The 19,433-nt window shown below is 52.4% G+C and carries 14 protein-coding genes; 4 read left to right on the plus strand and 10 right to left on the minus strand.

Going from position 1 to position 19,433, the window contains the following annotated elements:
• Positions 1 to 59 precede the first annotated feature (59 nt).
• Positions 60 to 272, minus strand: coding sequence for a hypothetical protein (locus IPN95_24075; GenBank protein MBK9452445.1), 213 nt, complete (start codon positions 270 to 272; stop codon positions 60 to 62).
• Here IPN95_24075 and IPN95_24080 point away from each other — a divergent pair.
• Positions 272 to 2,086, plus strand: a complete 1,815-nt coding sequence (locus IPN95_24080) for a WG repeat-containing protein (protein ID MBK9452446.1) — start codon at positions 272 to 274, stop codon at positions 2,084 to 2,086. The genes IPN95_24075 and IPN95_24080 overlap by 1 nt on opposite strands.
• A gap of 439 nt (positions 2,087 to 2,525) precedes the next feature.
• On the opposite strand, the gene IPN95_24085 is transcribed toward IPN95_24080, so the two are convergent.
• The 9 genes from IPN95_24085 to IPN95_24125 all read right to left on the minus strand — a co-directional run bounded on the left by IPN95_24085 (position 2,526) and on the right by IPN95_24125 (position 16,898).
• Positions 2,526 to 3,194: a dienelactone hydrolase family protein gene (locus IPN95_24085; protein ID MBK9452447.1), complete on the minus strand. Its 669-nt coding sequence runs from the start codon at positions 3,192 to 3,194 to the stop codon at positions 2,526 to 2,528.
• A 213-nt stretch (positions 3,195 to 3,407) separates the two neighbouring features.
• Positions 3,408 to 4,754 carry a DEAD/DEAH box helicase gene (locus tag IPN95_24090; protein ID MBK9452448.1) on the minus strand — a complete coding sequence of 449 codons (1,347 nt, stop codon included), beginning with the start codon at positions 4,752 to 4,754 and terminating at the stop codon, positions 3,408 to 3,410.
• A gap of 597 nt (positions 4,755 to 5,351) precedes the next feature.
• The gene (locus tag IPN95_24095) at positions 5,352 to 7,334 is read right to left on the minus strand and encodes a right-handed parallel beta-helix repeat-containing protein (GenBank protein MBK9452449.1); all 1,983 of its coding nucleotides are present in this window, start codon (positions 7,332 to 7,334) and stop codon (positions 5,352 to 5,354) included.
• Positions 7,335 to 7,538: 204 nt separating this feature from the next.
• Entirely contained in the window at positions 7,539 to 10,406 is a 2,868-nt protein-coding gene (locus tag IPN95_24100; protein MBK9452450.1) for an ankyrin repeat domain-containing protein, read from the minus strand.
• Positions 10,403 to 11,377, minus strand: coding sequence for a hypothetical protein (locus tag IPN95_24105; protein ID MBK9452451.1), 975 nt, complete (start codon positions 11,375 to 11,377; stop codon positions 10,403 to 10,405). Before IPN95_24105 ends, IPN95_24100 begins: the two co-directional genes overlap by 4 nt.
• Positions 11,332 to 11,775 (minus strand): hypothetical protein, encoded by a 444-nt coding sequence (locus tag IPN95_24110; GenBank protein ID MBK9452452.1) that lies wholly within the window; start codon positions 11,773 to 11,775, stop codon positions 11,332 to 11,334. Before IPN95_24110 ends, IPN95_24105 begins: the two co-directional genes overlap by 46 nt.
• Positions 11,776 to 12,024: 249 nt before the next feature.
• Positions 12,025 to 13,926 carry a T9SS type A sorting domain-containing protein gene (locus tag IPN95_24115; protein ID MBK9452453.1) on the minus strand — a complete coding sequence of 634 codons (1,902 nt, stop codon included), beginning with the start codon at positions 13,924 to 13,926 and terminating at the stop codon, positions 12,025 to 12,027.
• A gap of 226 nt (positions 13,927 to 14,152) precedes the next feature.
• Positions 14,153 to 16,525 carry a T9SS type A sorting domain-containing protein gene (locus IPN95_24120; GenBank protein ID MBK9452454.1) on the minus strand — a complete coding sequence of 791 codons (2,373 nt, stop codon included), beginning with the start codon at positions 16,523 to 16,525 and terminating at the stop codon, positions 14,153 to 14,155.
• Between the two features lie 25 nt (positions 16,526 to 16,550).
• Positions 16,551 to 16,898, minus strand: a complete 348-nt coding sequence (locus IPN95_24125; protein MBK9452455.1) for a hypothetical protein — start codon at positions 16,896 to 16,898, stop codon at positions 16,551 to 16,553.
• 242 nt (positions 16,899 to 17,140) lie between these two features.
• Between IPN95_24125 and IPN95_24130 the strand changes: the two genes are divergently transcribed.
• The 3 genes from IPN95_24130 (at position 17,141) to IPN95_24140 (ending at position 19,359) form a co-directional block, all read left to right on the plus strand.
• Entirely contained in the window at positions 17,141 to 17,767 is a 627-nt protein-coding gene (locus IPN95_24130; protein MBK9452456.1) for a DUF2306 domain-containing protein, read from the plus strand.
• 66 nt (positions 17,768 to 17,833) lie between these two features.
• Positions 17,834 to 18,532: a hypothetical protein gene (locus IPN95_24135; GenBank protein ID MBK9452457.1), complete on the plus strand. Its 699-nt coding sequence runs from the start codon at positions 17,834 to 17,836 to the stop codon at positions 18,530 to 18,532.
• 176 nt (positions 18,533 to 18,708) lie between these two features.
• The gene (locus IPN95_24140; GenBank protein MBK9452458.1) at positions 18,709 to 19,359 is read left to right on the plus strand and encodes an SGNH/GDSL hydrolase family protein; all 651 of its coding nucleotides are present in this window, start codon (positions 18,709 to 18,711) and stop codon (positions 19,357 to 19,359) included.
• Positions 19,360 to 19,433 lie beyond the last annotated feature (74 nt).

A 19,433-nucleotide genomic window follows, 5' to 3' on the forward strand; every position in this document is an offset into this window, starting at 1 on the left:
CTTTTGACTTTCCTCGAAAACAGCGTGCGCATTGGGACTTACGGCTGTGTAGGATTCCCTCAGTCAACCTGCGCGGCAAATCTGGCGATTTCTTCGGAGAGTTGGGGCATGACCTCCTCGGCGCTCATGCCCGAGCGTTTGAGTGTCTGAAACGAATGATCTGCTCCTTCCAATTTGATCAGCGTCGCGTTGTTGATGCCGTTGCAGACCTCCGCGCCATCTTCGAAACACCAAACTTGCTCCAGACGCTCCCTTTTGATAGTTTTATCCAATGAGATGGATGATAACATTGGTTTCTTTGCTCTTGGTTTGCCTGTCCGGGTATGCGCAGGGGGAATTGGAGGTGGTTCAGAAGAAAAATCTCTGGGGCGTGCAGCAGGACGGCGAATGGTTGATCAAGCCCAAATACGACAGTCTCGTGCAGGCGGACAAGGTCATTCTGACAGGCTACCGGAAAAACAAGATCTTCTATTTGAATGCCGAAGGAGAACAAATCCACAAAGACCTCATCCGGGGAAGTGGGAAATTCGAGGACGGGACGGGCATTGTTCAGGATAAGAAGGGCAGGTATGCGATTTTGGATCGGACGGGAAAAATGGTCTCAGCGCCCACTTTTGTCGCTGGATCACCTGTCAGATACGGCAGATTCGTCTTTTGGCAGGAGAGAAAAACCAATGTTTATGTCAATTCAGACAAAAACGGTTGTCTCTACAGGGAAACAGGCTTGGTGAAGAAGGACCTTCGTTCTGTTTCCACTTTCCAAAACTTGTTGATTGCTGAGGAACACCACGATCGATTCACGCATCCAACGGAACGCACTTATTTTGACCTCCAATCAGGTGAGATGCTAGAGGAGGATGTCGTCGCCGTCAAAGATACGATGGGCCATTTTTTCCTGGAGAAGTATGATGGAAAGACAACGCTTTATGAGAAAAGCACGCAAAAATGGGTGAAGTCGCTGGACAAGATTGAGCTGCTCGACAGCGCCTATTTCATCAGTAAAAAAGGTCAGGAAAAAAGTCTCTATTTGTGGAAAGCGCATCAATTGTTGATTCGCACGGATTGCGAACGCTATGAGTTTCGGCCGGAGGTGATTTATGCGGTGAAGAAGGAGAATTCGGGCGCAGGACTCCCCGTGGAGATCTATGATTACCAAGGAAGTCCATTGCAACGGGAGCTGGTGATTTTGCATGAATTTGAGGATGGCAGAATGCTGTTTCAAAAGAACCGCCTGCAGTACATCGGCAAAGAAAATGGAGATACCCTCAGTAGTGGCTATCCCCGCATTTCCCCGGTTGCAGTGAACGGATTCCGAATTGTCTCCGATGCATCTCATTACGGCTATATCAATGACCGCACCTACCAAAAACTGCCGATGGAGTATCCGATTTTGTATACGCAGAAGCGGAGTGAGTCTTCAGGTGGTAGCGGCGGAATCCTCAAGGCAATTGCCACCCTCGTGATGTTGCCCATTGTGGTGACTGCCGGCGCCTTGCTTGCCATCCCAACCGGAGGGAAAAGTATGACGGTGGTGCGTGGTCTTCTCGGCAATCTTGGCGAAGCATCCAGCACACCGGAGACAAGTTACGAGGTGATGGTACCGGATGTAAAGCAGCTATTCATGGAGGGGTATGCGATCTTCTGTACCTACGAACCGTCCTCTCCGGAAGCGTTCAAACTGATCGGGGATCAATCCGCCCTCACCTATAATTATGTTGATACGGCAGGAAAGGTTTTGAATGCAAAAAAATACCAAGGTTGCTATTCTTTCCAAGGTGGCAAGGCGTGGGTAAAGGACGGTAGGCAATGGGTGCAAATCAACAAAAAAGGAATTCGAATCGGTCAGGACGGATTTGATAACTTGTCGCGCTACGACAATGGATTCTTCGAAGGCTGGAATACCTATACCCATACATTTCTGTTTTTCACCAATGGCTATTCTGAATGTGTACTTTTCGATCAAAACAACAACCGGCTTCACAAAGGTGTATTTTCCGAAATTAAACGTGAGAACAATGCCTACTATGGCCTGCGTAATGAGAAATACATCAAGATTGCGGATGTACCTGCTCAGAAAGCGCAGTAATGGATATTGGGGCAACGGGTTGGTAGCATGCCTATCGGGATGGTTGTCAGGCAATCAGTAGCTTGGTCAGCGATGCGTTGGCCTTTCCATCGAAAGTACTTCATTTGCTAAATTACAGGTCTACTGAGATGGATAAATGTTTCGCGATGTGCGACCCCTCTGGGGTCGAATCACAATTGGATCCGTGTTTCTATAAAGGTTTGACCCCTCTGGGGTCCTGTTACTGGCATTGAATTGTAATAGGACCCCAGAGGGGTCTCACATTTATAGAAAAAGATGCCGCAAGTTTTATTCGACCCCAGAGGGGTCGCACTGCACACCAACCAATGTGGGCCAGCTATTTCGTGAACGTTGTACCAATTCCTTGGCTTCATTCGGGACAGGCCTGGAGCAAGAGGTTAAAAATTTTGGTTGGATTTTCCTTGGAGCTGCATCCGCCTCACCCGACCTTTTTCGCAAATTCCGCAATCTCCACCGCAAGTTGCGTCATCACGGCTTCAGCGCTCACCCCGGCGCGTTTGAGGGTCTGAAACGAATGGTCAGCACCTTCCAATTTGATCAGCGTGGCGTTGTTGATGCCGTTACAGACTTGCTCGATGAGGTCAAATTGAGCGAGGGTGTCGCGGGTGCCTTGCAGGAAAAGCTGCGGCAGCGCGATCGATTGAAGATGGGCGGCGCGGTCACTGCCGGGTTTGTTGGGGGCATGGAGGGGAAATCCGACATACACGATTCCCTTGACCTGCGGTGGCAAAGTTCCGGTAGCGGCCAACAACGAGGTCATGCGGCCACCGAAGGATTTGCCGCCCACCAAAAGCGTCAAGCCCTTCGCTTCGGGCAAGGCTGCTTGGATCGCCGCCAAAATTGTGGCCTGCGCCTTGGGTGGACGGTCCGGTGCCCCGCCATTTTCCTTGAAGGGAAAGTTGAAACGCAAGGTAGCCACTTTGAGGAGGGCCAATTGATTGGCAAGTTCTTGCATAAAGGGATGGTCCATGCCCGCACCGGCGCCATGGCTCAACACAAGCAAGGCCGTCGCCCCTGCAGGCTTCTGCAAGATGGCCGAGACGGATCCGAATTCCGGGGAGATTTTGATGTTGAGCTTTTGCGTCATTTTGCGTTCTTATCCATTGATGGGGTAAAGATAAGGGTTATTGGGGATTGGGAACTTCTTCCGCGGAATCCATCTTGCCAAAAGGTCAACCTGCGGCGGATGACGGCGGAACGCCCTAAGCTTCAAAGACACCCTCACTATTCACTCTGCTCAACGCAACAAGGCGCTTGGAACTTTTTTGATAGATCCAGCATTCTTCGTTGGGGCCCCCTCCTACTTCTTCTTCTTCGCAAACTTATCGCCCCTTGAAATGGGCTTTTTGTGTTTGGATTCGCGTTTCTTTTTGCGGTCGGCGCGGGTGGAATTGGTCTTTTGGTTTTTGGCGCTTTTTTCGTGGAAGGCGGCGCCCTTCTGCACGAGTTTATGCGGCGAAGGCCCTGTATTGATTTCTGCCGGCCGTTCTTCGGGTGCAAGTGTAAAATCGATTTCGACCTCCTCGGGGAATTCCATCAGGGGAATTTCACGTTTCATGAGGGTCTCGATCGCTTCCTTGAAGGGGATTTCCTTTTCAGTGAAAAACAAGATTGCGGTTCCCAATTCTGTGGCGCGACCTGTGCGGCCAATGCGGTGCATGTAATTCTCGGGGAAAATCGGCGTGTCAAAATTGATGACATGCGTAATCTTTTCGAGGTCAAGTCCGCGCGCCATCACGTCGGTGGTCACCAAAACCCGAGCAAATCCCCGTTGGAAATCCTCAATGGCTTGCGTTCTGAAGTTCTGGGATTTGTTGGCGTGGATCAATCCGATTTCCGTGCCGAATGTATCTGCGAGGGTCGCATGCAGGCGGTCCGCAATACGTTTACTTTGCACAAAAACGAGGGTTTTTGCGAATTTAGACCGGTCCCAAAGCAAGTGTGTGAGCAAATTCACCTTGGTATGGTAATTGCGCACGGGATAGGCCATCTGCACAATATTCTCCAAGGGCGTACCGCTGACAGCAATTTCGATGCGGACGGGAGCCACAAAAAAGTCGGTAATCAAGGCATCGACATCGGCTGTCATGGTCGCCGAAAACATAATATTCTGCCGACGGTCGGGCAACAATTCGAAGATATTGGTCAATTGGAACCGGAAGCCCAAATCGAGCATCACATCCACTTCGTCGATCACCAATTTCTTGACCGCATTCAGTTTGATGGTTTTGGCACGGACCAAATCGTAGAGGCGTCCGGGGGTTGCGACCACAATATTCGCACCGGTCTGCGCGATGGCGATCTTCTGCACATTGATATTGGAGCCACCAAAAACGCCGATCACGCGCACGGACATGTACTTGGCGAGGGCATTGATCTGATTGACCACCTGCGTGACCAATTCGCGGGTCGGCACCAAAATCAGGACTTTGGGATCGAGTTCGGCGGAGAATTTGAAGCCCTGCAAGATGGGCAAGAGGTAAGCCAAGGTCTTGCCGGTACCCGTCTGCGCGATGCCCACGACGTTTTTTCCGCCCGCAATCACCGGAAAAGCAGCGACTTGCATGGGGGTTGGATTCACCAAACCTAGGTCAGCGACGGCATTGGCGAGGGATTTGGTGAGGTTGAGGTCCTGAAAAGTCTCCATAAAATCGTTTTTTCGATGCAACAGGCATTTTCGGCCCCGAATTGGGTGCAAAGGTAAGCAGTATTCTGAAGCAGAATTTACAGAATTTGCAGAATCACACTTTGGGTTGAATTCTGGATTTTGAGGCGTCGGCGTCCCGCCGACACGCCGATGCTGCATTTCAGCCTCCGGCTGGCGTAGGTTGGAGCGGAAATGAGCAGAATTCGAAGAATCACACCGCGGGTTGAATTCTGGTGGGCTGGATCAGAATTTTCAGGATTAACAGAATTTCCAGAATCACACCGTGGGTTGAATTCTGGGGACTGTCCGAATTTGAAGCTTACAGAATTAGCTTCGGTGAACGCCATTTCTTATAGCGTAAAGCTATTACAAAAAAAACACTGCACTCTAAATGAACACCTTAGAACCTTGCTTTCCTGAAGGGCCAGTCTGTTGGCCAGGCGCCAGGCTCGGCCGGATGGGCTGCCCCCCCCCAAGTTTCCAGCCCGCCCTGGCGGGCTGCCTTCAAAATCAAGGAATTGGAGATGCAGAACACGATCGGGACACACCGCAGGCTGAATTCCCAGCGTGCGTGGGAGCGTGAGCGCAAGGAAAAGCTTATTCCTGCCGAATGACCAAGGCTTGGCTGTGCCACCGCATTCCGGATCGGAGGCGGAAGTGGTACATCGCATCGGGCAAGGCTCCAATTTTCAACTGATAATGCGGAAAGTCAGCCCGTTCCAATTCGCAGGGAACTTGTTGCCCGAGGCTGTTCCAGAGCTGGATTTCGGAGATGGGGGCTTTGCATTCCAGCCAAAGTGGGCCCTTGGAATGCGGATTGGGGTAGATCTGAAACTTGGGCAAATCCTCCAAGGGATCTAAAATGGCCACCGTGAGGGTATCCACGAAATTGCTGATGCAGCCGGTGGTGCCGTCGCTGAGGCGCGTCGCGGTCGCGCTCACGTGAAAGGGTTGACTGCCTCCGGAGGGCCAAGCGATGTTGGCGAATCCATTGGCGGACACGACAACGGTATCTGCCCCGAGGTAGGATTCGGCCTGACAGCAGGTAGCGGCACCAGCATTGGGATTCGCAAAATATTCGATGCGGTAGCTGTCGGCAGGTGCTGCGGCGAGGCGGCCGTAAACGGTGAAGGGTGGCAAAGGACTCACAAAAGACAATTCAGGTGTCGGGAGTTCACAACTATCGCCGAGTTGCACGGGCGTGTAGCGGGTTGCGATTCCTCCCCGTGGCTGCGCGTAAATCCGATTGCGGGCGAAGGTATTGCGCATCAATTCGCCGGGCCACGTTGCGGTATCCGTTGAGTTGTAATAGAATTGAATGCCCACACCGCCGTTGTCATGGATCTCGTTGTCTGCGAATAGGTTATCGTTCAAAATTCCGGGAAAGCGCAGCGGAATCAAGCGCCAATCGCCTTGCAATAGGATGCCCGTTCCGGCACCGTGATGAATCTGATTGTGGTGCACATTGAGTCCCTCGATCAAGGCTGATCCGCGGCTAGAAGACAAGGCATGAACGTTGATGCCGGTAGTTCTGATCCCTGAGAGGTCATTGTCGGCGATCACCACATTCCGGATGGCAGAGGAAATCGAATCACCGCCGACATTTTCAATGCTGATGCCGGTGCGGAATCCTCCGATCGTGTTGCGCTCAATGTGAACGTCAGAGATTTCCGAATCCGCCACGCGGCCGCTCGGGCCGATCAACAATTCGATGGCTACCATACCCGGCATCATCGAATCGTTGAGAAACTGATTGTCTGTGATCCATATATCCCGTAGGGTGTCCCGTTGCGGGGAAGGCGTAATAGCGCTTGCGTGGATGGTGATGGCGGATTGATAGCCGTAAGATTGTCCCGCAAAAACATTGTCTTCGACGATAAAATAGCTGAATACCCCATTCAATACGCTTTCGACTTGAATGGCGGGATACTGGGAATGGTTGCCTTGGTCGTCATTAAGCACCCAATTATGGCGTACAAAAATCGAATCCATCCTGCCACAGCAAGGCCCGATGTAGAGAAATTCGGTGCTGCCCTCGGAGTAATTCTGCTCGAAATAAATGCCGTGAACCCAAGTTTGGTTGACGTGCACGGTAACCGCGGGAGTCCTGAAGAAGGCATTTCCGTGAATGCGGATGTTCTTAAATTCAGGAATGGGCATGGGCGGATGTTCAAACGTGATGGCGTAACCCAAATCGGCAAAGGAGAGGCCGGAGACTTCGACATCACTGCTGCTGATCGTGAAACGCGCAAACTGCCAATTCGTTTTGAAGGTCACAAGCCGATTCGGGAAGGAGCTGAAGGGCTGCGAATTTCCATCGATGAAGAGCGGCCGCGTAAATTGTTCGCCAACAATTTGGGCCGAGTCGAGGAATATCTCAAAGGGGCCCGTGCTCGGCAATTGAAACCGGATGGTATCCCGTTCCAAGGTCGCCTCCGCGGCTGCGACCATTTCGTGAAAAGAGCCCGCACCGGAGGTGTAGGCACTTGTAACCGTAAAAATGACTGATTTTCCGGCCGCAGCCGAAAGTAGAAATACCCAACAAGCAAGCAGGCAACGTCGAAGCAGGATCCATTGCATACTTCAATTTCGACATTTTATCTGGATCAGAATTACCAGAATTCACAGAATTTCCAGAATTGAGCAGCATTCACAGAATTCTCAGAAAAAAAACGTCGGTTGAATTCTGGGAGCTGCCTGAATCAGCGTCTTTTGACCAGCTAAGCTCATTCACAGAATTGAAAATCAACATAGCCAACCACACTGTGGGTTGAATTTCCCCGCTCAATGCAACCCTTTCAAAATCGTCTCCACCTGCGCCTTGGCGCCGGAACTGCCCTCCCCTGCTTCCTTGAGGTATTGCGTAAAGTCCACAATCGCGCGTTCCTTCAGGCCCAAGGTATATTCGACGAGGCCGCAATAATAGTAGACTTCAGGGAATCTGAGGTCCGAGGGACGCTTGTACGTGAGTGTGACGGCTGCACCCGATTTGAGAACAGCCAATTTGCCTTGGAGGTCAGGTATGTTTTCGGTCGTCCCGAATTGCTCCACATCGATCAGAATGTCGCCAATTTGGATGGGAACGGCGGCTGGGGTTCGTTCGGAAAGCGCTGGAATCGCAGGATTGAGCTGGTAGACATACGCTTGGTCGCCGACATGTACGAGGCTGAATCCCAAAAACGTCGGCGAACCTTTGGGTCCTGCTGGGCGTACGGTTGTGCTTTGGATCCAGTAGCTGCCTTCGGCAATACGGCGGGCGTCCTCGCAGACGAGCAAGGCGGCACGGTAATCGACTTCCGTTGAAGCATGCTGCAAAAGATTGCCCACCTCCGACAACAGCTGAATCACCCAATAACGCTGAATCCGCGGGTCAGGGGTGTATTTCAACTCCTGCCGAAAGGTCGGATTCCCTTCTAGCCAAGGAATCATGTAGCGATCCGGCAACCATTGCAGGATGTCGGTCACAAGCAGCACGTCCCATTCGGAATCGCGGAGGGTGGCCCCCTTTTGAAGAAGCATTCCGGCCATTTCCCGGGCTTTTTGGGCCTTGGGAATGTCAAACATGTAATTTTCGTTGTAGGTCAAGAATGTGCTGTAGAGCAGGCTGACCTCCTCGTTGGCCGCGTTGCGATTGTCGCGCAGCAGAATATTGGGGTCGAGGCCATGTTGGAGCAGCAGGCCAAGGTAGCTCGGCTGAAGATTGCGGGAGACAAGGTCCTGCAGGATCGAGGATTCGGGATTTTCACGGATGCCTTCGAGGTAATAACCAGGGAAAGCGGGCTTGCATCCGCGGGAGAGCAGGAATTCCAGTTTCTGCGGCGAAGCGTTTTCCAGGCCGCATTGTACCGCATTGAGATGCCGGCTCACAAGGTTCATCCCGGACCATTTAGGATTGGGTGAGGCGCCGATATCTGCTCCGCGAGAAAGTAGATAGTCGGCCAATTCCAGGTCGACATTGTCCTGTGCATTGGTAAACACGCGTACAAACGGCGTCTCCGCACCGAAAGGATTCACCTGATTGACGTTTGCGCCCTTGTCGATCAGGAGCTTGGCAATGGCGAGGCCGTTGTTGCGGCTGATACGAAAAAGCGGCGTGTTGCCACTTTCCTTGTCGACAATATTCGGATTGGCCCCCGCGTCCAGCAAGATTTTCACCGCCTCGGCATTGCCTGACATCACTGCCCATTGTAAGAGTGGCGGAGTTTCCGGCGCCAAATAGTCGGGGGAACCTCCATCTCTCAACCACTGCTGAAGTCCGGCATTGTCCTTGCCAAATACATAATAATAAGGATCCGCTTTCCCCGACATGGCAAATTCCACGGTCTGAATTTCAATGCCGTCGAGGTAAATTTCGGCTTTGTAGGTACCGGGAAGCAAATTCCCCGCCCGCTTGTCCCCGCAAGAAAATCCGACAGGGAGACTCGCCGTACCCGCCTCGAAAACAAGGCCTTGCGCATAACTCCAAAAGGAAATCCCGCCTTCGATCCGCTTCCAATGCACATTGATTTCATGCATGTGTCGGCTGCCTTTTTGGAGGTTTTCCAGCTTCAGGGCGAGGGCGACAAATTGTGTGGATTCTGTCGGAAAAGTCCGCGCATCGGTACCGGGTTTGAAGGCAGGCGCTGTGGTCGCATACAATTTCAGGTCAGCGATGCGCGCAGCAGCAACCTCACCCTTTCGGTTTTCCTGCCAAGCCAACGGAACTTTGGACAATTCATCGAGCCGCGCAATTTTGATGACGGCAAGGTTCTGAGGATCCATCCAATAGGCATTGCTCCCCTGAAAACTCAAAAAATCGCCCGTAGCGCCGCAGATGTTCAAGTTCCCATCTGCATTCGCATAGCCAAATTCCGAGGACGTGACGTAAAGTACGCCGGTGGTATTGGGATAAAGGGTATGAACAGCCTGCGAAGGCCGAAAAGGCAGCGGTTCCGGTACCTTACCGCCCGCGAGTTTGAAAATGACATTCCCCATGGCCAACCAGGTGGTCTCCTCGTCACCCGTCACGGCCGTAATCGGGGTTGGCGCTGAAAAAATCCGGCGATATCCGAGCGGAATCAGCGGACCATCGGGTCTGAGGCGCTCCGGTTTGAGCAAAAACACGGAATATTGCCCGGATTCTGCCTCCGTGGAAATAAAATACAGATTGTTCCCGCTCCCTTTGCAAACCCTGCTACCGGGACTTGGCAAAAGTGCGAGCGGTTGCAGCTCCAACACAATATGGCCGGAATCGGATTTCGGGTAAAAGGGACAAAAGAGCAATTCGGTATTGGAGGCGTAGAAGGTCGCACCGGATTCCAAGGCAATGATGCCGCGAATGTCACGCTCGTCGGGAATCTCAGGCAGGGAAAGCTGCGTCAATTGCCTTTGCAAAGGGCTTAAAATCAAATCATCCCGAAACAAGAACAAAGGATTCCCCTTGGCGTCCACTTCGAATGCCTGAATACCTTGCGAATTACCCCATTCGTCGGCAGTGAGCTTCTCGACCGTCTCGGATTCCATCGGCGCAAGCACCCAATCGACCGACATTTCCGTATTCACCGGCAATTTTAGAAAGGCCGGATAAAACGGCATTTCGGCATTGCCTTGCGCGTGCAGGCTGCTGCCCAAGGCGATGAAAGCCGCAATAAGAAGGATCAGGGATGTTTTCATTTGACGATTCCGAGGTAGCGCAAGACGGGCTCCTGCTTTTTCTGTACGTCTGACCAAATCAGTGGAATGTCTTCGTGGTACATCCTGCCGCCGTTGGCATTGATGAAGTCGGTGGTGGAATGCAAGAAATTGTCGGCCAATCGGAGGGTGTAATTGGCATAAATTTTCCCGCCTTCCTTGGCCATTGTGGCGCGAGGAGTTTGGAGCATGCCGACCATAAAATCCGCGGCATCTGCCCGCACCGCACCTTCGCTTTTGGTGGCCGCTGAATAACAGAGCTTTCCGAGCGGCAACAGGTTGGAAAAGGTTTTCCCGGCGCCCTCCTTCAGGAATTCGACATAGTTTTTCGCCTTGTATTCCATCCATTTGACGGCTTTGTCGGCATGGAAATCATTGAGCGACATTTCGAAGTCCGCCTCCGAACCACCAAACATGGGATTGACTTCGGCAGGCATCGGCGAGGGGGTGGTTTTGAGTTGAATGAGCGCTGCATTGGAAGGGGCGGCATATTGCGGTGGTGCAGCCATCAATCCGGGCGTATGCAGGAGCAAGCGCATTCTTTCGCGGTCCTCGGGCTGCAAACCGTCCACCGTGATCGCCTTTTCCCAAAGTTCGTTGCGGCGAGCGAGATTCTTTTCGAGCAATTCAATGTTTTGTCTCGGAACGGGCCAAACGGCAGCGAGCCGATCGATGGCATTTTGGCATTCGCGGGCCTCTGCCCATTCTGCGGCTGTGAGCCCGCCTACCTTCGTGAGTGCCTGCGGCCGAGCGCCTGTGCCAAAGGCAAGTCCCTGATTGCCTGACCGGTCGGGCACGGAAGCGACGGCGTCACGCAAATTCGGAATTGGTGGCGCAACCTTGAGCAATGGCGTGGCGCGGCTTTTCAAGTCGTCCATGCGCTGTGCTGCGACCGGCGGCGAAGCAGCTACAGCCTGCCAGTTTTGGCGGGCGGATTCCAGCCGCGCTTCCACTTCGGCCTTCCGCTCCGCAACTTTTTTCGCCGCGGATTGTGTGCATTGCCCCGTCCCTGTCCTGCAACCTTGGCAGCCCGTCGACACAAACGTTCCGCCGCCTCGAAATTGCCTTGTCGCAACTGCTGGGCGCTGCGTTGCCGCAATGCCTCGGCATAATTGTCCATCGACCCAGAAAAATTGCGGTTGTTGTCGGCCGCATCAAACTTCGAATAGGAATTGACGGCAGGTTCCGAAGGTCCGGAAGGCATCGCGGGCGGCGCAAAATACGGTAGGCTTCCGCCGTAGATGGTCTGCAACTGCCCCAATGCGGATTGCGCGGAGGTATGGCAAACCGTCAGCAGGAGCATCAGCGCGACCCATGCAGTCCGCAGCAAGGCTTTGTACATTTTCTTCATATTCGGCAGCAACGACATCGACACTTTTGGATACTGCAAAATTGGCCGTGGATTCCTGCGCATCGAATGACGGCAGTCAGGGGGAAGGATGACAAAAGTCCATTTTGCGGTCGCTTTGTCGTTCGGGGCCGCAAGTTCGTTTTTGACGCCGGGCAAAAAGAAAAACCGCAAAGGAAAGGCTACGGCAGGCGCGACCTTCCTTTGCGGTTCAGAAGCAGTGTTCCATTTCCCTTTCGGGTACCGTCTGAGTTATTGCACCACGACCCTTTTGGTAGATCGACTTCCGTTGGAGACAACCTCAATCAAATAAACGCCGCTGCCATTTTGGGTAAGGTCCAGATCGACTTTTGCATCTTCTGCCTTGACGGTCAAAACATGGACGCCCAAGACGTTGAAGACCTCGATCGTTGCCTCCGAAGGAAGGCCTTGAATGCTGAATTTCCCGTTGTTCGGGTTTGGATAAAGCACCCATTCGGCAAGGAAATTATCGGAAATGCCAAAGCAAACGTCCACCAAGGTGGTGCTGACAGCCGTTCCTGTGCAGCCAAGGCTGTCGGAAAAGGTGTAAGTAATCGTGTGCAAGCCGATACCAGCCTGGGTCGGATTAAAAATATTTCCCGAGATCCCCGTTCCGGAAAACGTACCTCCTGCTGGAATTCCACTGAGGGTTACCGGCCCATCCACCGTACAATATGTGCTGTCGAGTCCTTGAAAACTCACGTTGGATGTGGATCCGAGGGTTACTACCACGCTGTCTTCGGCTTCGAATTGGCATCCACCTACTTGCGTCACGGTGACTTCGTAGATGCCGGATGCGGTCACGAGAAGGATTTGCGTGGTCGCGCCAGTATTCCAGAGGTAGGCTTCCCCTGGGTTGCCAGCGTCCAAAATCAGGCTGTCGCAACCCGTCAAAGCGCCGCCAAGACTGACAATCGGGGACGGTGCCTGTGTCAATGTAATGGAATCGCTGCCCGTACAGCCCGCGCCGTTGGTGACCGTCACAGCATAAGTTCCGGCGGCGACCACAATCGATTGGGTGGTCGCATTGGTGCTCCATAAATAAGTGCTTCCGGCGTTGCCCGCGTCCAAGGTAGCGGTGACGCAGATGCTCGTATCCGCACCAAGATTCACAATCGGCGCCGGTACTACGTTGATCATAACAGAATCCGTTCCTGTGCAACCCGACGAGTCGGTTACGATCACGGAATAAGTACCGCTATTGGTGACGGAAATGGTCTGACTTGTTGCGTTGTTGCTCCAGAGATAGGTATTACCTGGATGCCCCGCATTGAGCACGTATCCGTTGCAAGCCAAGGTATCAGGCCCAAGGTTGACCGGGACCGACTGAATCAATGTCAAAACGACCATTCCATTGCCCGTTCTTGCACCTTGGATATGGGTGACGCTGGTTGCCGAGGGATGGGCATAACTGCTTCCACCGGCGCCTGAAGTGCCATTGTGTGCACCACCACCGCCATACCATCCGCCACCGCCTCCCGATGAACGGTAATTGTTATGACTGTTGCCACCCTGTCCAAATGCACCGTTAAAGCCATCCCAAGCGCATGAAACGGAAGTTCCGCCGAGTCCGCCAGCAGATTGCGTGCCGCCTGTCGCGACCACCAAGGGCGTGCAGCCCCATGGATTTCCACCCGGATTTGCCGAGCCGCCGATCAATCCGCCACCTGCTCCCCCAACTGCGACGCCGCCATTTTCGGTTCCGCCGCCACCACCGCCGGCAACCACCCATCGGTCTGCCAATGTATTCCCCGATTTACGCACATCCGAGGCGCCTCCTCCCCCGCTACCTGGATTTCCAGGCGAGCCGCCAATACCGGTACCACCACCGTTGTAGCCGGCAGGGCCATTGACATCACCCGTGCCTCCAACATATACGTAGAGTGTTTCGCCAGGCGTAACGGGGATGGTTGCTTGTGTATGCCCGCCCATTCCGCCTGCAGCCACGCTATTGCCGCCACCTTCTGCGCCAAAAGCATCTACCTGCACAGCTGTATTGCATCCTTGCGGGACGACAAACATCTGCGGGCCACCCGTGAAGTTGAAAGTCGTGGATTGTGCTTTCCCAGCCAAGGGAGACAATAGCAACAGGCCAAAAGCCAAGCGCAAAAGATGCGTAGAGTTCAATTTCATCTTCGTCGAAATATTTTTAGAAAGGGCGAATCTGAAGTTAATGATTATTCCCGAAATGACACCCTCCACAGGATGACATTTCAGACGAAATCGCAAAGGTTAATTATTCCAAGCTGCCTGCCGGAAAGTCCTTCGAAGATGAATCCAATGGAACTGAATGCCCCTCAACAGGAAGAAAAAGCATCAACCTGCAACGGACAAGATACCCCCCCTACCGCTTAAAGGATCACTTCGTTACCTTCTGTGCTGAAATTTGCCTTCCATCGAGTTTAATCGAAAGGGTGTAAATCCCGGATGCAAGATTCTCCGTCGAAATCGACAGCGTCTGCACGCCTTGGTAGGCATTCTTGACTTCGCGGTGCACGACCTGACCGATCGAATTCGTCAACGAAATTTCACAAACGGCATTCACTTGCGCATCCAATTCGAAGGAAATCTCGTCCTCAAATGGATTGGGATAAGCCGCTTCGACATGGCCTTTGTAGGCACTTGTGAGCATGGCCTGCACGACGGGCGAATACAGCGCAAGGCCATTTTCGTCGAGCTGCCGCAAGCGGTACCAATAGATCACCTCGCGCCGGACGTCGTGGTCGGCATATTGATAATCAACAGCTTCATCGCCATTTTGTCCCAGCCCTTCTACGAATTCAAGCATTTGAAAATGGACTCCATCCGTGGAGCGCTCGACTTCAAATCCGGCATTGTTGGACTCCGAATTGGTCGACCAATCGACGGAAATGTAGCTGCCGTCGACGGGTGTGGCGGTGATGCTTGTGTAATTGACCGGCAAGATGTTGCAGCCACCTGCAGGGAATGTGAAGCAACGGTTGTCGAGATAATCGACCCCATCGGCCGTCGCATGTGGGCCATCGTAACCTGCGCCTGCATGATCAAATTCGCCAATCTGCGAATAATTGATGCCGTCATTGGCGTTGATGCCTACGGTGGCAGGGACGCCACCAAATCCGCCGACGCCGCTGGAGGCACTCCCCGTCGTCCAAGACATTCCCTGATAATAGAAAGCAGTGTTGTTTCCGACGCCGATGAGAGGATCCGTGCCATTGGACAGGATCAACTGAAAAGTATTCAACTTGTCGCACTGCGAACTGTAATACCCGACGTTGTGCCACGAGACAATCGTATTGGTGGCATTGGCCCGGTGATACACCGTACCACAACTGCGTGTATCGACGTCTGCCCAGAACGGGGCGACCATGACCGCCGAAGTATTGTTGGGCATCCCGGTTGATGTGAACGTGTAGAATGGCGCACCAAATGTGACGTTGCCGTTCATGTTCACATACATATCCGTATAGGCACCGCCACATATATTATATGTGAACCCCAAAGGAATTAAACTTGAAGAACACACATCGTCACAACCTTGGGTGAATCCGGCAGGCAATCCATGCCCGTTGCTCACGGGATTGATGTAACAGTTAAAATTCCCTGGACAGGTCACGCAGGAGATTGTCGCCTGCCACCCTGAGGAAACAACAGAGCCATCAGTCACAAATCGGAATGTGAGGCAACCCGTTGAGGAGGTCACAGCGCCCGGCAACACCGCGCCGGAATAGGTGCCGATCACGGGCGAAGCCGTGGTTGGGCCATCGTAAATGGTGAGCAAGTCAAACCCGGACTCTGTGTTGAATGCTGTGAAATTGACACGCACGCAATTCCCGGAATTGGAGCAAATCGTTTGTGTAAACGATTCGTTGACGCCGTAATTGCCCCCTGCGCCACCAGAATCGTAAAAATTCCCCGAGCAAACCGATGCCGTACAATTGCCAATGTTGGGGAGGCACGGCCCCCCTCCGCAAGGTGTACACGATATGGTGGCGTTCCATCCGGCAAGGACCACGGAACCGTCTGTGGTAAATCGGAAGGTAAGACAACCCGAAGTGGATGTCACGGTCCCCGGAGACGTCGTACCAGTGTAAGTACCAATCAAAGGCGAGCCAATGTTGGGGCCGTCATAGATGTAGAGGTAGTCAAAACCGGATTCGAGTTGAAAGGAGGAGAATGCCACGCGAACGCAGTTTCCCGGTGTACCGCATATTGTATGGGTGAGGTTGGCGCCGTTGGTGTAGTTTCCGGCAGCGCCGCCATTGTCATAAAAGGAGCCGGAGCAGGCCACATCGGAACAATTCCCGATGTTGGGGAGGCAACCACCACCGCCGCCCCCGCAGGGAACACAGGAAATTGACGCTGCCCATCCTGAATATGTGACCGATCCGTCAGAGGTAAAACGAAAGGTCAAGCAGCCTGTGGTCGATGTCACGACACCGGGCGAAGTCAAGCCCGTGTAGGTGCCGATCAGCGGAGAAGCGGTCGAGGGACCGTTGTAGATATAGAGGTAATCCCATCCGCTTTCCAGATCAAACGCTGAAAATGAGACCCGCACACAGTTTCCCGAATTGGAGCAAATTGTGAATGTCGAATTTTCACCGTTGAGGTAGGTTCCGCCGACATTGCCGGAATCGTAGAAGTTGCCGGAACAGGCATTGACGGTTCCGTTGGTCTGCGTAAACGTTTGTGCACCCAGCCCAAAAGGAAGGAGCAGAAAAATTGCGAGAAGCCAATGATTAAACGTTTTCATCGTCGATTGTGGGTTAAGGTTAGACTCAATGGTGTTCGGCAGTGGTATTGGACTTGTCCATCACCTGAAATCCCTTGGATTCAAACAGCGTACGCAGGTGTTCAAAGGTCCAAGGTTGCTTCACAATCGCACTGATGCGCTGCTGCTGATAGAGAAATATCTGTTGGCGCACCATTGGCTCAGCCTCAAGCACCTCTTTCACAGCGTAGTATGTGGTTTTGTAATCGCCGCCTTCCCATGTAAGGATAAACTCATTGGCATCTGGAAGCGCCTTCTCCAACTTGATCTTGACGGTTAAGTTTTGGGCATTCAATCCCATTCCAATCCCCGTCAGCAATAGCAAAACTGAAATTGACAATCCAATCTTCTTCATAATGCACCTGCAATTGTTCCTTTTGGCCACACCAATTCCTTCTTTTGGCCCGAATCCGTAAACAAACACCTACATGTGAAGATACATAATTCTATTGATTCAATAGACATTATTTTAGTGGTGGAATGCCAAGATTGTCAGATATTTTGCTTGAGTGGTCCGTAAGCAGTGTTGAATGGTTGTATCTTTCCTTCGAGGTTTCCGTTGATAGGCTTATAATTTCCGGGCGAATGGGAGGCAAAATGATCCAAAAGTTGGGATTGTTCTCGGGTTGGGCGACCCTGACCCTGCTTTCTATATTCCTGTTTGGCATCACGACGCTCTACTTTTCCTTTTGCAGTGACTGCAATTTTCTTTTGAAAAAGCAGGATGTCGTTTTCAATCCCTACTGGCGCACAGCATTTTACATTCACATCACGGGCGGCATGCTGGCCATTATCACGGGGCCATGGCAGTTTTTGAGGGCCTTCCGGAGAAAGTTCATGCAGGTGCACCGGTTGTTGGGCAAGGTTTATCTCGCTGCCATTTTGCTTGTAGCCGGCCCCTCGGGGCAATTCATGGCGTTTTATTCAGAAGGCGGCATCTTGTCTACGATTGGCTTCCTGATCATGTCGGTGCTTTGGCTTTGGACGACATGGATGGCCTATGCGACCATCCGAAAACGAGACATCCTCGCACACCGTGACTGGATGACGCGGAGTTTTGCCCTGACATTGGCCGCGGTGACCCTGCGTATTTATGTGCCCCTGGCCTCAAGCGTCTGGCATTGGCATCCTGAATTTGTCGTTGAAAGTTCGGCGTGGCTCAGTTGGATTCCCAATTTGATCGTTGCCGAAATTTTGATTCGCACGAAGGCAATAAAAATTTGATCGCAACTGTACCTTTTTGAGAGCCTGTACGTTATACAGCAAATCCACCTTCAATTTGATTGCCCTATGAATCCCAAAATGTTCGCGTTGCTTTTGTTGATCCCGGTTGCAGTTTTTGCGACGGATAAGCTGACCAGTCCAGCCGCCGATGGCGGTGGAAAGGAAAAACGTAAAACTGAAGCGACGGAAACCGTGGCGCAGACCGAAGAAGCGATCCTGTCTTCGGAGGCTAAACAGGTTGCCGTTCAAAGTGAAACCCAAAATGTTGTTGCAGGATCCGAGGAACAATCCGCCCAAACGGCATCGGAACCCGTGCAGCAATCGGTAAGTTCCAAGGTTTCCGACGAAAAATCAGCCGCCATTGCCTCCATTCGCAAACTGATCGCCGAAAATCGCGACGCCGAAGAATATGACGCGCATGACTACAGCCAACGGATGTACATCTATGACGATGAGGAAAATGATGATTTGAAAAATTGGCTGTTCAAAGAAGTCAAAACACGGCTCGAGGATTCCAATCCCATGTCTCTGAACCTCGCCGAGCAATTCAGCCGTTGCCCGAGTGGCTACCATGTATTTGTCGTTACCAAAGATGAGCAGCCCACCAACGAAGGCTGGATTGCCGAAGACTCCGGCTGTTGGGACCGTCCAGTCACCAAATTCCGCTACGATTTCGCAGCAAAAACCGTCGAGGCCGACGCTGGCGAACTTGGATATCTACCGATCGACAAGTTTTTGCGGTTGTTGAAGGCTGCGAAAGTTTGAAGGAATGATTCGAACATAAAAAAAGCCTCCGGTTTAGCTGGGGGCTTTTTTGTTGGGGCAGGTCATCCAAATTCGGGGAATTACCGTTAGTTTAGGAAATGATCGCGATTCGAAGATTTTCAAAAAAGTTACGATTTGCCCTTTACGGACTGGCTTTGGCGGGTTTGGGATTGGGAATGTTGGCTTTTCAACCCCATTCGGGAAATACCACCGGTGCGGTACCGGCTTCCATCCGCTACCTGGCTTTGGGGGATTCCTATACGATTGGCGAATCCGTTTCTGAGGCTGAACGTTGGCCGATGCTGCTGCGCGATCGCCTCCAAGCGACCGGCATTGAAGTCGAATGGTACAAAATCATCGCCCGGACCGGTTGGAAAACCAAGGATTTGAAAGAAGCCATCGCCGCCTCCACGGTCGATGCCGACTATGACCTCGTGAGCCTTTGTATCGGCGTTAATGACTTTTTCCAGGGCCGTGGCATCGATGAATACAAACAAAGGTTTCAGGGTTTGCTCGAGACCGCCATCCGACTGGCCAAAGGGCGCAAGGAGCGGGTATTCGTGGTTTCCATTCCCGATTATTCCTACACACCGCTCTACAAGGACCACCACGAATCCATCAGCCGCGGCATCGACGACTTTAATACGATCGCCAAACGCGTGAGCATTGCCTCTGGGGTCCAATTCATCGATATCACGCCAATTTCCCGCAAAGGACTGGAAGACCCATCATTGGTCGCCGGTGATGGTTTACATCCTTCGGGGAAACAATATTCTGCTTGGGTAAAATTGATGGAGCCGATCGTTTTGGAAATGCTTGGCCGATGAGTGGAAAATAGCCTGCATGGGTCTTCTATGGGGCGTTCTGTTTCCCGGAAAACGAAAATGAAAACGGGCAAATG

The organism is Bacteroidota bacterium (assembly GCA_016718825.1).
Taxonomy (GTDB): Bacteria; Bacteroidota; Bacteroidia; order J057; family JADKCL01; genus JADKCL01.

Bases quoted from the DNA above. Each gene is read 5' to 3' on its own strand.
- IPN95_24125 (MBK9452455.1), bottom strand. From the start codon at position 16,898: ATGAAGAAGATTGGATTGTCAATTTCAGTTTTGCTATTGCTGACGGGG.
- IPN95_24130 (MBK9452456.1), top strand. From the start codon at position 17,141: ATGATCCAAAAGTTGGGATTGTTCTCGGGTTGGGCGACCCTGACCCTG.
- IPN95_24110 (MBK9452452.1), bottom strand. From the start codon at position 11,775: ATGAAGAAAATGTACAAAGCCTTGCTGCGGACTGCATGGGTCGCGCTG.
- IPN95_24100 (MBK9452450.1), bottom strand. From the start codon at position 10,406: ATGAAAACATCCCTGATCCTTCTTATTGCGGCTTTCATCGCCTTGGGC.
- IPN95_24085 (MBK9452447.1), bottom strand. From the start codon at position 3,194: ATGACGCAAAAGCTCAACATCAAAATCTCCCCGGAATTCGGATCCGTC.
- IPN95_24080 (MBK9452446.1), top strand. From the start codon at position 272: ATGAGATGGATGATAACATTGGTTTCTTTGCTCTTGGTTTGCCTGTCC.
- IPN95_24115 (MBK9452453.1), bottom strand. From the start codon at position 13,926: ATGAAATTGAACTCTACGCATCTTTTGCGCTTGGCTTTTGGCCTGTTG.
- IPN95_24135 (MBK9452457.1), top strand. From the start codon at position 17,834: ATGAATCCCAAAATGTTCGCGTTGCTTTTGTTGATCCCGGTTGCAGTT.
- IPN95_24120 (MBK9452454.1), bottom strand. From the start codon at position 16,525: ATGAAAACGTTTAATCATTGGCTTCTCGCAATTTTTCTGCTCCTTCCT.
- IPN95_24090 (MBK9452448.1), bottom strand. From the start codon at position 4,754: ATGGAGACTTTTCAGGACCTCAACCTCACCAAATCCCTCGCCAATGCC.
- IPN95_24095 (MBK9452449.1), bottom strand. From the start codon at position 7,334: ATGCAATGGATCCTGCTTCGACGTTGCCTGCTTGCTTGTTGGGTATTT.
- IPN95_24140 (MBK9452458.1), top strand. From the start codon at position 18,709: ATGTTGGCTTTTCAACCCCATTCGGGAAATACCACCGGTGCGGTACCG.